This is a genomic window from Pseudomonas sp. MWU13-2517, assembly GCF_023242545.1.
GTDB lineage: Bacteria > Pseudomonadota > Gammaproteobacteria > Pseudomonadales > Pseudomonadaceae > Aquipseudomonas.
This window is the reverse complement of the sequence record NZ_JALMFA010000009.1, coordinates 191913-208722: the sequence shown is the minus strand read 5'-3', so window position 1 is coordinate 208722 and position 16810 is coordinate 191913. Positions and strand designations below refer to the sequence as shown.

Below are 16810 nucleotides of genomic sequence, written 5' to 3'. Positions count from 1 at the left end.
CGTAGTCGCGTCGGCGCAATGCAGTGCGGTTTCTTCCACTTATTTTTCCAGAGAATGACTCTGTGCAAAAAGAATTGCGGTCGAGATATCGAGCGATATGGAAGCAAACGACTTCATCAGCAAGGATTGCGGCAGTGCCCAATCCCACTTTTCGCGCAGCATGTTTTCCACCTCCGAAAGTATCGAATCTAGATCAGCAGCATCCAGGCTTCCGACTTCCTTCAGTGCCATTTGGGTTCGACCGATGTCGGCGTCAACCTCAATGGTAAGGCCTGCGTTATCACAAGAAAGGCCGACATGATTGAGTAACAAGCGCAGTGCATCGTTGGCATGATCACCTAGCCAGCTCATCAGATAACACTTACCGCCCGACTCAACTATGTAGCGCTTACCAAGTCCCAGCGAAACAAATGTCTTTCGAGCCTCGTCGAGAAGCTCTTGAGCCCCTTGATCAATAAAGGGGCAGGGGATTGTGTCTGCCAAGACGGCTCGCATTTCTTGGCGTACGTTGTCATGCACCATCGCACCCAGACCATCGAACTGAGGAGGGGCACCACAGCGGGCTGCTGAAACGATGATGACTTTGGCCTGGAGATCAACATCACGAACCTGCCACCTCCGGCCTCCGAAAATAATGCGCTGATCCTTGGTCAGTGGACGGCTTACCGGCACAGATCCCAGTGCCCTACCATCGCATACAAGGCGAAATTCTTCGTCGCTGGTGAATGCGCTGTAGAACTCATAGTGGTTGATCAATCGCTCTCCAACCGTCCCAGGAAGAAGCAACCCTGAGCTGTCCTGAACAATGAGCTCGTGCTCGCCGAGCGCCTTGAGCAACTTCACAAAGTCTGGTTTCTCAACTTTTGGAAATGCTCCCTCAGCAATCAAACTTTTCCAGAGATCTGCAGCAGATGCACCGCCGCACTGGGCAATCACTGAAAGACATTGTTGAACGAGGGTGGACGCGTGAATGCCTTGAGCCCTGGGAGGTTCAAACCACCCCTTGGCCAGCAGTCGAACCATGGCAATGGTTTGAACCAAGCCTTGGCGCAGTTGATCCGAGAGGCTCGATCCATCTTTGAGTGGCGATTCCTTGCAGTAAACGCGCAGCGTTGCTTTTTCTCCTGGGCGCCTTCCCGATCGCCCTAGACGTTGTCGCAGACTCGCCACCGATGGTGGGGCACCAATCTGCACGACTGTTTTGATGCTGCCGATGTCTATGCCGAGCTCAAGCGTCGTGGTGCAAATCGCGGATGCTGCATGAGTCCCTGCCTTGAGAGCATGTTCTGCTTGCTCACGTAAGTCCTTCGAAAGGCTACCGTGATGAGGCCAGAATTCGTTAGGCACGCCGTCTTTCTCGCAGCGCCGTCGCAGTTGATCTGCGTACCATTCAACCAGAGACCGGCTGTTTGGGAAAATCAGGTTGTTACTGCCGCGTAACACCTTGTAAAGATGATCAGCGATCGCGAAGTCTGGGCTTGCCTCGTTCTCTGTCTCGTCTTCATTTTCCGCCTGGTCAGAGAGCTTTACGGGCTTCTTCTTGAGCTCGCTCATGGGTGGCTGAATGTAACCACGAACTTGCACCTGGAGAGTCTGGTTGGAGCTTTTTGATTCAATGACGGTAACGCCATCGGCATTTCCCGGGCGCAAAAACTCCGACGCCATCTTCATATCGCCGAGGGTGGCTGAGAGCCCGACTCTAGGGAGACGGTGGCCGGCAACAAGTTCTACCCGATGCATTAGCGACTGAAGTTGCTTGCCTCGTTCGCTACCGATGAACGCATGCAGCTCATCCACGACGATATAACGCAGGTGCTGGAACACCCCGCCAAGACTTGAACCGCGGTTGACGAACAGAGCTTCAAGGGACTCAGGAGTGATCAGAAGCACCCCCTCAGGGGACTTCAAAAAGCGATGTTTTTTGCTTGAGGAGATGTCCCCGTGCCAAGCCACTACGGGAATCTCAAGCTGCTCACAAAGACGGCTTAACCTGTCCCACTGGTCGTTGATCAGGGCCTTGAGCGGGCTGATATACAGCACCGAACCGGGTGGATCATCACGATTCAGCAAATTGGTGAGTATGGGAAGAAAAGCAGCCTCGGTTTTGCCTGCCGCTGTTGCTGCGGCGATGATGACATCCTGATCGGCATCCACCAGAACAGGTACCGCCCATTCCTGGGCGTCGCGCAAGGAAGTCCAGCCTTCCGCCCAAACCCATCTCTGGATTCGGGACTCAAGTTGATCGAAACCCGATGACTCAGAGTGTGAAGGTGGCAAGTTCATCGTCCGCATCGACTTTGGTATCGTCTTCGCCGCCTGAGTCCCTGGCGACCTCGACGGCTCCAAGCAGCATTCGCCAATCGGCGCCCGGGTTTTGCTCCAAGATGGCGAGCAGGTTGATGAACGCTGTGATCGTGGTACGTGGCGTGCGGAAGTAAGCTTCTCCCAAGCGCTGATTACAATGCGCCATGAACAAGGGGAGCGCTTCGTCAGGTAGTAAGTATTTTTCGACATCCCCGCCAGCGTATACGTGACGAAGTTTCTGAAGCAGCACGTAGAAGTCTTCCGGGGTCAGGCTGGTCAGGCGAATGACCGGCCCCGATAGATCCACCAATCCTGATTTTGCAAACGAGTTCTCGGCCAATCGAGATTGCAGGGCAGGGTAGCTGAATAGCCCCCGACGAGTGTCCATCAAAAACTCAGGAGTGCCACCTAAAACGAAACCAAGCCCTTCGGACGATCCCTGCAGAGAGTCGTTGAGAATACGGAGGATCTGTTCGTAATTGGCATTACGAGCTTGGGTATTGGCCAGTTTGTAGAGGTTGACCAGTTCGTCGAGGCAGATCATCAGACCGCCAAAACCTGCAAGTCTGACGAATCTCGACAGGAGCTTGAGCTGATCGTAGACGGAGGCATCATCAATGATGGTTCGTACACCCAAGGCTGCTCGGGCATCAGTCTTAGTGGTGAACTCTCCACGCAACCAACGGATGGCGTCGGCCTTGAGCTGCTCGTTGCCTTCTTCGAAACCTCGGCAATAGGCGGCAATCACCTCCGCAAAATCATACCCGTTGACCATCTCGGTCAGCTCGGCCAAGTGAGCACGAATAACAGTCTCGCTGTCCGTACCCGCCGCCTTGGCTTCGGTTTTGGCCTGAGAGATGAACTTCTCAACAATGCCTTGCATAGCCCCTCCGTCGGGCTTCGTACGAGTCGACATGTTTTTAGCCAACTCGGAGTAAAGCGAACGTGCTTGTCCACCCGTGGCATGTAATCTGCGATCTGGGTTCAAGTCGGCATGCATGGTGACAAGCTTGCGCTCCATGGCAATGGCTCGTACCAGGTTCAGAAAGAACGTCTTGCCCGCACCGTACTCGCCAATGACGACTCGAAATGCCGATCCACTTTCAACCAGGCGATTGACGTCCTTAATCAGTGCATCTAGTTCGCCTACCCGGCCAACCTGAATCAGGTGTTGGCCCACGCGAGGAACGACGCCTGCGCGTAGCGACTGGATGACCGCATCGCGATCCTTGGCTCTGATAGTGCTCATAGGGCTAACTCTTCCAGAATGTCTGTATTGATCTCGACAGGGTCATCACCCTCAGTGACGGGCATGTCGAAACGTTCAAAAGCCATGTCGTTAATTTGTTCCAGGGCACCATCGAGCATCAGCTCCATGTCGCTGGCGGCAGCTTCAAGTTCGGAGCGGCTCCACTCAGGGCGTGAGATCAGCAACCGAAGGAATGCAGAGTGTTCCAAATCGAGACCATCAATGTCTGCACTCGATTCTTGTACTGATTCTGCCACATCGACCAACTGTTCCGGTTCGTCAACCTGGTCATCAGTGAAGACTTCGGCAAGGAGCGCGGAGACCTCTGCGGTTTCTCGTTGCAGTTCTGCAATGCGCTCGTGATCAAGCACGAACCCTTGATTTGCAGTGGCGGTGATCGGGGTACCAGGCTCGGGACGAGGAATGCCGGCTTTTGGTTTTACGGAGGCAATACTTGCTCCAGATGCAGCACCGTGGAGATCGCTGTACAGCAACTGACTGTCTAGCTGCAGGGCCTTGTAAACGCGCTCAAGAAGTTTCACTTCCAATGGGCTGACGATGCCATCAGCTTGCGCCAGATGGGCCAGGAAGCTGGCAATCGTGCGTTTGGCTTCGACCGTTAGTGGGTCGAGTTTTTTCTTCAGGCTGGCCAGCGTTGGTGGTTGCTGGATCTGGATTCGCAGGTGTGCTTTAAGGCGTTTGCGATGGGCCACACTCAGGTGATTCCAGGAGTCGATGTGTTGAGCAAGCAGCGTAACTTCCTCAGTGGAGGTATCACCATCGGCAGAAGCTACAGCGCTAGCAAGGTCGAGCGTCACCGAAGCTGCATTGTAAGCTGCAGAAGCTCGCAGTGACCCGTCTTCTGGTTGAGTCACGAACAGCGCGATTTGATCCTCTGCCTTCGGTGTCTTACTGCCAGCCAGTACGTCGGGTTCAATACCGATGTGAAGCGATTCCAGTGCGCGGGCAAGTGCAAGTACTTTGTCGCGGGACAGGGCGCCGGCGCTCTTGAACCGGCCTGCTAGTTCGCCAAAGCTCATGACAATCAGGTCGTCGCCAATTCTGAATTGAAGCTCGTCCAATTCTGCACGGGCTGCCGTCGGCCAGAGAGCGACGGGAAGCTGCAAAAGACCTTCGAGAGCTTCTGCGCTATCAGGGTTGCGGCCCAAATATCGGCTGTAGGGTTCAAGCTCGGTAGTGCATAGCTCAACCAGCAACTGCAGGCTTTTTCGTGTGCCTGACGTGGCCAGGACATCAGGAAGTTCACCCAAGCTAAGCGTGGGCGCCATTAAGACCGCGGATGCCGGCCGATAGCTGGTTTTAAGCTTGGTCTTGTTCTGCGCCAGGCTAAGGCCCTTAGGATGGGCGCTTGTGTACTTAAGCTTGAACAGTCTCGAAAAGACATCCTTACAGCGGGTCACGGGCGTGCGTTTGCTGATGTTGGGGTCAGCTAGCGCCCAGGCTAGTGCCCAATCGGCATCAAGGGGGCGCTTGTTGGAGGCGAATTGCCCCAGACCTACGCGCAGTGGCAGTGGCATCTCGTAGCTATACGCGACAACGTTGGGAGGTGGGCCAAGGTAAAGGTCTGGATCGATCTTGGTGTTGCTCAGGTAATCCAGAAAACCTTCCGCATATCCCCTGAACGACCTATTTTCCCCGTAGATACTCAATAGGCGCTGGACTTCTTCTACGATCAAAGGAAGCTCAGCCTTGACGCCCGGGTCACTCACTGCGTCAACGAGTGCTCGACGCTCTAGACCATAGAAATACAAAAAGACGTAGCCGGTGTCTGCCAGTGGGTAACGACGACCGCCCTCCAGCCATTGAAGGTATCCACGGCGAGCCTCTGACGTGATGGAGTGAAAACTGGGCCAATAGGACATCAGCCGTTCTTCTAGATCGACGTGTGTCTTTGCGATACGGAGCTTGGGGTTTATCAGTGAGGGTTCTTCGGCATCGTGCCGGCCACCTAGCACGCTGCCCATATAGAACATGCCACCGGGAATTGAAAAACCGGAAACGGTGACAGATTCACCTGCTGGCACCCAGCTAACATCAGGTTTTTGCGTGCTCGCATTTGGAATTTTGAAGGACTTTGAAGATGCTGAGCCGAGTTGGACAGTGTAAAAATCAGAGGTTTCCTCTGTGCCCATATTGCTCCCTGAAACCTCACGGATAGAGAAAGTGATGCCTGACCGTTGATGCTCTCGCAGATGTTCCGTCTCCGAAACGGCCACTGACAATTGCTCGGCCTGTCGCCTTGAGCGACGAACCAGCAGCCAAAAAACCGCGGCAATGCAAGCAATAACACCAATGGCGATCCAAGCATTTTTCGGGATCGATGCGACTGCGCCGAAGGCCAGAGCGAAAATGATCAGGATGCCGTTACTTGTAGAATTTTTTGCCTTCTTCCTTGCCATGATTCGTTTCAACCTTGAAATATGGGTGCTGGCGCAATGGCAGTATCCGATAATTGCCCTACGAGAACCATGGCCTGAGGAACGCTATTGATCGGATAATTTTGCTCGCGCACGAATAGCTACAATCATCAGAAGTAGCTTTTCAGCGTGACGCGCGCAGATCATCCCCCGCCATCGCCACGGACTAACCGCCCCGGAGCTGACCACTGCCTGCGCAATGCTGCTGTATATGGAGTGGTGAATGGGTAAAAAGGCTGGCAATGGCGCTGGATCAAGTTTATCGAGGCCGCATATCGAATGCGGGGTGCTGGAGGTCGGCTCCCGCCGCGCCCTAAGCAATGCACGAATGACTCTGGACGTGCTGTGCTACCTGCAACTTCGCACAAATGGATGTAAATCAACAACCTAGCCTGCCGGTAGATAATTAGTAGATACCTCCAAAGCTAATTCAATTTTTCACATAGCTAAAATCAGGCATCTCATGTCTATTGAAAGTATCAGTCGGCACTAATAAGATGATTCTGTAACAACCAAATCAATATTAAAATCAAGGAGAGATCTTATGGCACTTAAACCAGGCCCAAAGCCAATTGCTAAATCAACCGGCGAAGTTGATAAGCGTCGTCGTGACAATAAAGACACGCAGGGAAATAATCCCGACTTGAAACCTAGCAAGTCCTCAAAAAAATAGGTTATCACTGGCAGAAGCTACTTTAATAGTAGCTTTTGTCATTGAGGCTTTTAGGGAATGAAGGCATTCCTGGATCCTCTACGCAGCGCGCGCAGAGGACATCACGAAAACTGGTTCGCCAATCCCTCGTATTTGGTTTACTGCTGAGCCCCTGACGATGATGGGGCATTGCAACGCACGGGATGAGTCGTCGCAAGAACCTTGATTGCCACAGCTATGGTTAATCGTGAGTGCTCCCGCTTCAGATCAGCAGTCGCTGATAGAGCCGGAAACACTCGTAAGTTTCCGCCCCACAGATCCATCGTCCATAGACTTCAAAGTCATTCCAGACATCGTCGTGTGGATGGAAGTAAAGTCCGTCCTTATATGCGCAAAAAATGCTGAAGGTCGGTGCGAGTGCGTCGGCGACGCCTTGATGCCAGCTGGACCTAGAGCCATGATGCGTTATCTGCACAACTTTAGGCTGTTCGGTCCGTCCCGTTCCGAAATAGCCAAGCATGTGCGAGAGCTGCTCGGGTTTCTTCAAAAAACCATCCCCCGTGTACAGAATGGCGTGAGTGTTGTCCTGAGAATGAGGATAGAACGGTGACCAATAGACGTAGCGATGAAAATCGTGAAGCAAAAATTCTGGATGGAAACGGTGGCTGAGTCTGCCCAATTCCAGCCGTTCTGGTTTAAACAATGGCCCCCCGTAAACGAATAGAGATATTAGGTTTTTCTCTGGAGCGGTAGTGCCATGGTGCATACCATACCATTCGACAATTTTGTTCTTGATTTCTTTGCGGGTATCTTCGCAGGTGGCACTGATCATCTGGTCTGCGAGATGCTTGGCATGCTGCCGGAAGGGCAGCGTAGCCCGCACGACAGTAGACGTATCGTTGTAAGGGACAAATTCCCAAACGTTGCCCACCTTAAGGGATGCCCCTTGAGCTAACCACTCTATCCGTATGCCTGCACCGCCAAGGTTATCGAGCGCGCTGATCTCTTCCGGCAGTTCGGAGGGCGGCGGAACGATCTCGACAAGGTCATCTTCCCAAGGCCGCGGGTCGCCGTCGATGTCACTGCGCGGCCCCTCCGAACCGGAGGGCGGGACGACGGTCAGCCGATCGACCTGTAATCCTTCAGAACGCTGGATGTAGTCCGCAGGCGAAGTTATGAAGAGTTGCCAAGGGTGAGGGGGCTGTTCGGATGTGGTAGGAAATGCGATGAGCAGCCGTTCATACAGCGGGATGAAGGGAAGCACCAACCGGGCAACATCGAATCGCTCAAGCAATTTGAGCAGGCCATTGACGTGGTCTTTATCGAAATGGGAGATGAAGACCAAATCAATCCGGGGGCGTCTTCCGGCAGAGGCACCGCCTACCATGGTGGCCAGGGTTTCGATCTCCTCATCGCGGCGGGCGTGATGCCTTTTCAGATGGGTGCCACAGTCGAATACCCACCAAAAGCGCTGGTTGCTGCCATCTTCTGGGGCCAGCATCCCGCTGGAGAACACGCCTTGTCCTACGGGGTGGAAGTTGTACAATACGTTGAGTCCTTTCACAGCAGTACAGCTCCTGAAAATTTCTATAATGAGTTAATGCTAGTACTGCATGGCAGCACGTTGAAAATTCCCCTTAAGTCGCCGCCAGCCGGAAGAGGACGGCGGTGCCTTGGATCTCGCTGTCAGGCCTCAAGCAAATACTTTTCTATATCTTCGATAATGACGTGGGAATTCTTAACCTTTTCATCAATCTGCGCATCTAGCCCATTTAATGTTGCCTTGTTACGCTCGGCTTTGATCACGCCCAGTAGATCCATTTTGTCGATCAAGTAGCAGACAAAAGTCATACACAAAGCCGTCATAGCGCCAACGAGCACGGCCGTAAGGACAGGCGCGATAGGTACTAGCAGGGGAACGCTCATAATCAGCTTCTCCACCATCTCCTCCAAGGCGACACCACCAATGACCACACCACCTACAGCTAAGAGCTTCAAGGCTTCATGAGCAACTTGGGCAAAGGTTAGGTTTTCTGGAGGGAAAACCATCATTTTCATCGCTTTTAAAAGAGAGAACACGCCCTCGCGAATCATGCGAACGGCACGTTTACCGGTAGTCACGAACATGTTGATAAGCATTGTGAGCGCATTCGAGATAAAACCGGAAATGAAGCCGCCACTGAAGCCTTCGATCAGGTTTTCCCACTTGGACGCAACCCTCGTGCCTAGGCGTTTCAAACGTAGGGATAGCTCGTCTAATACGGAATCACTCTGTTGGCCGTTTTTGTAAACGTCTTTAATTTCCTCAAGGGCGCTTGAAAATATCTCAACCATCAACAAGCCGAAGGCTTGCTGAGTCCCCATCTTCAAACCTTCGTTGACGCCGGTCGTTGCTGCGTTTTTGGTGTAGAACTCAGCTTTTTCACTCAAGGTCGGCTCGTGCTTTTCTGCCGCTTTTTCTCCACGCTGGACGGCTGCTTCGAGTTGGGGCTTTTTAATGTTGAAGTGATCTTCGTTTGTGATCTTTCGGCCGTTTGATTTGCGATCAACCCATTCTCGCTTGTCATCATCACTCATCGAAATGTTGATGTCCCTGCGAGTCGAAATTAGGTTGTCTGTGTCCGTACCAAAGTCAGCTTTTCGTTCCGTGGGTAGCATGAAGCCGCCATCCTTGTGGAAGGCACTTGTTGAGACAATGTGATCAGGGCTGCTTTCGCTACCCTTAATGCGATCAAGGGTGTAACCATCGATGAGGTGGTCCTCACCGTCCAATTGAGATTTAGTGAATTTGCTACCTACTGATTTTTTGCCGTCGCCCGAGAACTTCTCACCCTGACTGTTAGGAGCATCTGTGTATTCGGCCCGCTTGTACTTGTCCATCTCGCGGGCGTAGATGTCCTGATTTGCGTTGTGAATGGTGGTGACATTTCCCCCGACTCTATCGTGCACAGCGAGTAATTTACCCAGCCCTAAGGGGCTCGCTATAGCCCCAATCACGTCCCGCTGGCATTTCTGCAACATGTCATCGAGACGGGCAGTGTCAAAGCCTTGCTCGAGTTTGTTAATCAGCCGAAGGGCTTCGTTGGAATGGTCAGCTGCCGTTAGCGATATGGCTTCGAAATAGCTAAAGGATGAGAGCCTCACGTAATCAGGCTCGACGCTGAGTATTTGCGCAACTGCATCGGGTGAAGCAGCGCTATGCATCAGGGGTCTATTGCCCACAGTGGCTCGTAAGGCTTGCTGTTTTCTAAAAATCTCTAGCTTGCTCATTGCATCCCTTCCTTAGGCGGCTCTTAGCTCATTCCACGCTTGCATGAATGTGTCCTTGGCGATGTGAGCGAGACCATCTGACTCCATAACAATCGTGATAATTTCGCGGAACGTATTCATGTTCACATTGGACGCTTTTGCCAGCTCATAAGCATCGCGAATTGAGAGTGGTGTCCGATACTGCGATTCAATTTTTCCAAGCACGGCGGGAGGCATTGAGTCGGCGGCAAGGCCTGAAATGAGCATTTCGATTGTTTGCTTTTCGACTTCAGAAATCGCTCCGTCGCAATTTGCTGCTGCAATCGCGACCGCGAGCATGGCAATCACTCCATCGAAGAACTGCCCAGTTTCTTTGAGTTGAGCGCGCAGAGTTTTAAATTTCTCACTTAGCTTTTCAATCTCAACAACGTTTTCAGCTTTTCCCTCAGCGAATCCTTTGTTGTAACCTTTTTCCCGCTCGGCGGTGTTATCACCCAGGTGCACACCGGCTATCGCGCCAGCCACTCCGGCTCCAACTGCTGCAGCAACTGTTGCACCTCCAGCCAAGGAGCCCATCAGTGTGGCGGCGCCCAGCAGTGAGCCGCCCCCGGTGAATGGAATCGCAGCGACAGCTCCGACACCGATAGCTGCGCCTCCGGCGATCGCCCAATAGTTAGTCGAACCATCAGCATCAGTGAGTTTTTCGCCTAATTCGTTTACGTATTCCTGCGAGGCGTCGAACGCGTCCGACGCTGCATCCGCGAAAGTTTGAGCTGCTGTGGAGATCGTTTCGGTGGTAGCGGTGAAAGCGTCAGACGCAACGTCGGAGATTTTGTCTGCCGTTTCAGATACGACGTATCGAGTGGAGGTGTAGGCGTCTGATACAACATCGGCTGCTTCAGATACGGTTTCTACGGTCGAGTCGTAGGCATCAGAAACTTTGTCCGCAACGCTGTCAGCGGCCTCCACCAGAGTCTCGCGAGCCGAGTCGTAAGCTTTTGATAGCGCGTCGCTGATGGATGAAAAAATATAAGTAGAATCTACCGGGAAACGCTTCATAGGAGAGGTGTCAAATTCCCGGATGTGGGAGTAGTAACCTTCCTCGGGTGCATCAAATTTTCTAAACAAAAGTCACGTCCTTGCGAAAAATGGGCAGTCTGGCGGAGAGTCAGAAAGGGCGCCTCTGAAAGCAGAGTCGGCGTGCATGATTTCGAGTGTATCGGCAAGAAGTTGAATTTGTGTAGCGTTTTTTGGCGATGTGCCACTACAGGGTTTCTTCTGCCTGCTCGGGCCATTGTGGACGGCTGACCGTATTCGCTGGCGTCTGACAGTGAACGGTTTAGATCGTAGGTCATCAATAGGCATACCCGAGCCAGATCTGGCTCGGATTTTCAGTTACACCTGACAGTCCAAAGCTGGCCAAGCCTCGTGGTGTAACTCTGGTTCATCAATCGCGCCGCTTCGCCCAGCCATGATCTTTGGGGAGGCTAGCCATTCGAAGCGTACCCGGCCCCCCTCTAGCCCAGGACACCCACCACTTATTCGCAGGGACTGGCTGCGAATGGAAAAAAGGTCGCCTGTGAGCTCACCAGGCCGTCTCAAAACCATCAGCAAAACCTCAGCTTTTGAAACTCGGTCGGGAAAGGACGATTGGCCGCCTCGGTTGAAGGCTTGATCATCAATCGCACATCGTTGGTGGATACCACATCTTGCTCGGAATCGCGTTCATTATCCTAATGATCAGCACACGACTCCTTAACAGGCGGGCCGAGGAAAGCTACGTCAAGCAGGCAACAACAGCACTGGCGCGTGAGTAGTCGGAGCTATGCAATTAGCTGCCCCAAAGCCCCGAACTGAGAGGCCGGAGTCAGTCGTCAGCATCTGATTCAAGGGCCTTGGTTTCTGCATCCCCCGGCAGCGTATCGATGACGGTTACGCTCGCGCATGCTTTTAATAAGCGCTCCACATCCTTCGCGTTGTATCCATTGGCTTCAATAACAACCGCGCCATCTTTCACTTGGACCATTACGCGTCGGCTTTTCCGAGCCTCGACCCAAGAGATGATCACTTTAGCAATGCCGTTCCAAGGCATAGCATCGCTCAGCGCTGAGATAATTTCGGTAAAGCCCGAGGCCTGCGGCGGCCCTGAAAACTGCATAACGCTGGAATGGCGAATGGAGGCATCGTCCAGGGCCGCAAGAAAAGAATCCCTACTGTGCTTGAAGAGGGTGAGGCGGATCGCAACTACAGCCTGGTCATTCATAGGTACCGCCCCTTCAGACATAATTTTAAAAAAGCTGCATTCCGCGTCTATCGTAATGGTACGGGCACTGAATCACTAACAGTACTCAGTCGCTTCTATACGCTCAGTCTGGATTTAGGCCATGGCATTGGGATCTATCATCGTCAGCAGCGGTATTTTCTGCAAATTTCAGCCAGTTGGTGCCTGGCTGTTTGCCAGCGAACGCCATCAATGAATTCGGCCACGCACTAGGTCTCGTTCACGGAAGCCTGCGGTCGGACGCCCCCGACCGGTGTAAGGAGTACCAGCTAAAGGAAGACAAGAGCACAACCCGTCCAGACGGGACAGTCGGTGGTGCGGATAAGTACTCCATCATGAACCACTGCAATCCTACGTCTCTGAACAACGGCAATCTCAGTGCTGGAGACATCGACACTATCAAGAAGCTGTACTCGGGTATGAAGTAGTGCGAGATAAAGCCGATCTCTGGGCGGAGCTGACGCTATCCAGCGATTTGCCTGTGTCACTAGAGATGTCAAGAACGCACAGGGCGATCAATCCCGTTTGGTTCCCGGTGTCCACTCGTTGCCATAGGCTGCCCATCCCGCCTGGACGTAATGATTTCAGCCTTGAAGAGGGCGCCGAGACTGGTCAAGACGGCACATGAACTCGAAAAGTATCCATGTCAGAGATTCGACCAAAGTTTACTTTTTCTCGACCTGCAGACCAATGGAGAAAGTGCTTGTGGTCATGATTCGAATTTCATAGCCCTCGTAAATCGTAACCGAACCCACGGCTGCATTCTCAATGCGAAGGTTCTGCTTGCCTGAATGTCCCAATGTCAAGGTTGCAACATGACTGGGTGGTGATCCAATGTAAATTATGCTCTCTAGAGAGATGTAGAGACCATCATCAAAAGGTGATTTCGTCTGACCCGTCTGAAGAGCGAGGCTAATGCCTTGCTTGGATTGTTCGACTAACTTCTTCTCAATAAAATCTAGGCCTGGGGCTGATTTTTCTCTGGGAGTGGGCTTCTCTATCGCACGTTGGAGTTCCAGTTTTAATGAGGTAATTTCTTGTTGCGCGACCTTTGTCGCTTTCTCAGAGTCTTCCTGTCGTACTTTGTATGTTTCAACTAGTGTTTGAGCTTCACTTTTTCCTTTGTTATAACCGGAATCGTGGATTTGAAGGATGGTAAAGCCGGTGCCAATTAGAAGCAAAAAAGCATTTCCGACATATCTAAGTGCCAAAAAATTTTTCTTAGGCTGGGGAGCGCTATGTGTAGTGAGGTCAGGTTCTTGCATTGATTGGTTGATCCATAATTTAAAGTTGTCTGAAGTGAACAGCTTTTAGCATTCTCTGCGGAGATTGGCGTGAAGATGCTTAATCGGCTGAAGGTAGTCATATGGCTAATTCAAATAGACGTGAAAATTTACAAGCCTACAATAGTTGTTTTTTAAAGAACAAATTGATCTACAGGTCGGCGTGATGCAGAGCTTCGCTGATCTCAAGTTTGTCCGACGCCAGTTTTCGGTTGACTACGCTGAGCCGCCCAATGAGTCACTTTCACTACCGATGGCGGATTCACTAAGTCGTGTATATTCGCTTAATTTTCCTTAAATGGGTCGTGCGTTTTTCGTTTTGACTGCGCATAATAGTATTATGCCTTTTTTGAGTGTAAGGCTGTGAGCAAAGCATTTCCTTGCAGCTCATCCGTGTTCCTGAAACAAAGTAGAAAAATCTTTTGAACCTGAATAAAGGAATTCTAGGGTCATGACCCAAAACAACAGCACACCTCTCGACCAGGCGCTTGCTCGCATTCTCGTGGTGTCGCAAATCGTGTCGATCCTAGCGATTCCTATCGTACTTGCCTTGGTCGGGTTTTGGGTGCAACAGAGCCTGCAGGACCAGCAGATCAAACGTGACTATGTGAACTTGGCTGTCTCGCTATTGCTTCCTAAAAAGAATGGAGAGCAAGAGTCTCCGAGAGAGCTGAGAAAGTGGGCCGCCAAGCTATTGAGCGACTCTTCCCCAGTGAAGCTCACTGAGGAACAACTCACCGCTATTGAAAGGGGTGGGCTGAAATTGCAGCCTGGTGATCTGCTCTTCTTCAACTCTTCGGGAAGACGATATCAGGGAATTTATTTGGGGGATGATAATTTTATTCACTCAACCAGAGTGGGTGGTGAATCAGAAACGGCAGTAGGTGATCGCAAGCCTGTCAAACCAGAGTAGGCGTGCATACAGCCAGCACCTGCTGGCCAGCGGCAGTATATGAGGCGCGGTTTCCGCGTCCGCAAAATGAAAGGTAATCAGTATGCAAATTGAGATAGACGAACTGTCGAACCGGGTTTTCGACGTGTACGACGACAAGGGGAATGCAATTGCAAGGCTTGAACACGGAGCTTACCTGTCCATGGATATTGCTGTTGGCCGGTTCGTACCAACTGATGGCAAGGTGGAAGGTGATTTGCTCGCAGGCTTGGTGCTTGGAGGTCGCGCTGGGCAGTTCGTAGCACGTGGTTGTAAGATCTTTCTGATTACTGAGTGCGGAGAGTTCGAGGTTCGAAGGTTTCCCTAGGAAAAGCAGAATGAAAGCTCATGGGTGTTTGCCATACTTTTTCGAACAGTTCCGCAACGGTGAAGCTCACGAATGTGTACATGCAGTCGGTCATCTTTGCTCATCGCGAATTTAAGGTCACAACGCCGGTTGTCGCGGATGTTAAGTTCCTGAGAGCGCTGGGTGCAACAACCCTATGAGGGTGTTCGCGCCTATGTCGCCGTGTACGCTGGAAAAGACAACTTCGACTCGTTTGGCGTGTGCTCGTAGGTCGAGGACAGCACCGCACTGAGTCGATCGCCCAGCAGGTTCCAGGCGTTTTTCTTCTCGTCGGCATAGTCGTGATGCAAGTAGTGGCGTCTCACCCGAGAGCCGGCCAGTACATGATTTTGGCAGCGATCAATGACGTCCAGGCTAACGCCTAAGGCTTGCATCGTGGTCGCCCCCGTACGGCGCAGGTCATGCGGCGTCCAGTCGCCGTTTTGGCCGTCGGCAAGGACTAGGGTATCGTCATGGCACCGTCTGGAGAGGGCCTTGCGGTTTTTGAACCGGGCCTGGCGATCGCCGACCTGTTTGCTCACCACTTTCACATCCACATGCCCATCATCCAGCTTGTTCGGAAAGCACCATTGCGAGTCGCCCGTCAGGATTTTGAGTTCCTCAAAGAAATGCAGGGCGAAGGGGGAGAGGAAGACATGGTGGTCTTGTTTTTTGCCACGGGTGCCTTTGACATTTTCGCTGGGGAGGAACCAGGTCTGCTGGTCTAGATCGACATTTTTCCATTCGGCCTGCAGCAACTCGCCAATCCGGCACAAGGTGCCCAAGCTGATCCAGAGCGCGAGTTGGGTTTCCTTCTTTAACGGCCGTATGCCGTCGTATTTTTGCCCAGCGGGTAGGGCGTTGTAATCTTGGGTCATTTGTAGGAAGCGGTTATGCAGTTCCAGCAACTCAGCGGGCGAAAGAATGCGGCTACTTTCTGCCCCGTAGTCGGCAGGGATCAGAGGGGAGATGTCGACTAGCTCCGTTGGATCGCCCTAGACCAGTAAGGCCCGCCAGGGCTGGCGCTTTCTGGCCCAGCTGAACATCTGAGTGAGGTCGGCGAAGAAACTGATGGCTTGCCGGTGAGCGCCGCGGTTGACCACGGTGCGGATCAGCGCCCGAACATCGTGTTCGGAGACGCTGCTCACCGCGGTCTTGCCGAGTGCCGGAAAAAGGTCTTTGTTAAAACGGCGCTGCAATTCAACATTGCCATCTTTGCGCGCCACGCCATCCAACAGCCACGCCTTGGCCAAATCCTGGACGGTCAGCGTTTTCACCTTCGTCGCTTTTACTTGGTCAGCCTCTACGTTAGCAGCGGCGTATGCCTGTGCCTTGGCGGTTTTCTTTTGCTCGTTGGGATTGATTTGCTCATCGATGAGCGCCCGGGCCTGGTTGCGTGCTTTACGGATGTCCGTGAGGGATTTGCGCGGCCATGACCCGCAGGAGTACTCTTTGTTCTGGTCGCCCCACCGATACCGATAGAAAAAGCTGACCGACACACCGTCCTTGCGGACTGTGATTCGACCGGCCAGATTGCCGTCCTCCCTGAGGATTTTGCCGGCATCGTTGGCGGTCAGTGACTCAAGTTCTTTGATGGTGATTTTGGCCATGGAACGGACTCCCCCTACTTTTACCCCCACAAAAACGTCGGCTCTTGATGGACATTACTGGACTCTCGTAGAGCAGAGCACCGCTGGAGCTCAAGTAAATACTAGCTTAGAAAAATCCAGAGTAAAATTTTGGAAGCTTTCAAGAAGTATGAAAAAGAAGATGGGGTGCTAGGGGGCGAGTGTTCGAATCACTCCGTCCCGACCATACAATTCAAAGGGTTGCGAGATTTTATCTCGCGACCCTTTTTTATTTTTGGTCGTTTTTACTCCCACAAATTCACCGGCTCTGGGTGGAGCCCTCAACGCTGGAGGTTTTCAACCAGCACGGGGTCGGAAACCTGCAGATAGCATTAGTGGAAGGTTCACCCGCTCACTGAAATTTCAATCTTTGAAATCTTGAAAGACTCATCAAAAAGCTACTCTCCACCAGCGAGCCGACCTTCGGTGCCCGCTGCCCTTGAGACGGT

The 16810-nt window shown here is 52.4% G+C and carries 10 protein-coding genes and 2 pseudogenes; 3 read left to right on the top strand and 9 right to left on the bottom strand.

What is annotated here, in order from left to right:
• Positions 1-39: 39 nt before the first annotated feature.
• The 3 genes from M5B97_RS15255 to M5B97_RS15245 are packed head-to-tail and all read right to left on the bottom strand — an operon-like array spanning position 40 to position 5973.
• The gene (locus tag M5B97_RS15255) at positions 40-2283 is read right to left on the bottom strand and encodes a DEAD/DEAH box helicase (RefSeq protein WP_248731930.1); all 2244 of its coding nucleotides are present in this window, start codon (positions 2281-2283) and stop codon (positions 40-42) included.
• The gene (locus M5B97_RS15250) at positions 2258-3553 is read right to left on the bottom strand and encodes an ATP-binding protein (protein WP_069557042.1); all 1296 of its coding nucleotides are present in this window, start codon (positions 3551-3553) and stop codon (positions 2258-2260) included. Before M5B97_RS15250 ends, M5B97_RS15255 begins: the two co-directional genes overlap by 26 nt.
• Complete coding sequence (locus tag M5B97_RS15245; protein WP_248731929.1) at positions 3550-5973, bottom strand: TerB N-terminal domain-containing protein; 2424 nt, start codon at positions 5971-5973, stop codon at positions 3550-3552. Before M5B97_RS15245 ends, M5B97_RS15250 begins: the two co-directional genes overlap by 4 nt.
• A 562-nt stretch (positions 5974-6535) precedes the next feature.
• Here M5B97_RS15245 and M5B97_RS27650 point away from each other — a divergent pair.
• Positions 6536-6664, top strand: coding sequence for a hypothetical protein (locus tag M5B97_RS27650; RefSeq protein ID WP_256214295.1), 129 nt, complete (start codon positions 6536-6538; stop codon positions 6662-6664).
• Positions 6665-6905: 241 nt separating this feature from the next.
• Here M5B97_RS27650 and M5B97_RS15240 read toward each other — a convergent pair whose 3' ends face one another.
• From M5B97_RS15240 to M5B97_RS15220, 5 genes are all read right to left on the bottom strand, one after another.
• Positions 6906-8207, bottom strand: a complete 1302-nt coding sequence (locus M5B97_RS15240; RefSeq protein ID WP_248731928.1) for a hypothetical protein — start codon at positions 8205-8207, stop codon at positions 6906-6908.
• Between the two features lie 122 nt (positions 8208-8329).
• A complete protein-coding gene (locus M5B97_RS15235) occupies positions 8330-9913 on the bottom strand; it encodes a hypothetical protein (protein WP_248731927.1) in 1584 nt (527 codons plus the stop codon).
• Positions 9914-9925: 12 nt separating this feature from the next.
• Positions 9926-11020, bottom strand: a complete 1095-nt coding sequence (locus M5B97_RS15230; protein ID WP_248731926.1) for a hypothetical protein — start codon at positions 11018-11020, stop codon at positions 9926-9928.
• Positions 11021-11759: 739 nt separating this feature from the next.
• Complete coding sequence (locus M5B97_RS15225; RefSeq protein WP_184323071.1) at positions 11760-12155, bottom strand: hypothetical protein; 396 nt, start codon at positions 12153-12155, stop codon at positions 11760-11762.
• Positions 12156-12838: 683 nt separating this feature from the next.
• On the bottom strand, positions 12839-13438 hold the full coding sequence (locus tag M5B97_RS15220; protein WP_248731925.1) for a hypothetical protein: 600 nt from the start codon (positions 13436-13438) through the stop codon (positions 12839-12841).
• Positions 13439-14216: 778 nt separating this feature from the next.
• Between M5B97_RS15220 and M5B97_RS15215 the strand changes: the two are divergent.
• Positions 14217-14348: pseudogene (locus tag M5B97_RS15215) on the top strand (NlpC/P60 family protein); the annotation flags it as partial.
• A gap of 103 nt (positions 14349-14451) precedes the next feature.
• On the top strand, positions 14452-14715 hold the full coding sequence (locus M5B97_RS15210) for a hypothetical protein (RefSeq protein ID WP_248731924.1): 264 nt from the start codon (positions 14452-14454) through the stop codon (positions 14713-14715).
• A 191-nt stretch (positions 14716-14906) separates the two neighbouring features.
• Here M5B97_RS15210 and M5B97_RS15205 read toward each other — a convergent pair.
• A pseudogene (locus M5B97_RS15205) lies at positions 14907-16343 on the bottom strand (tyrosine-type recombinase/integrase).
• Between the last annotated feature and the right edge of the window lie 467 nt (positions 16344-16810).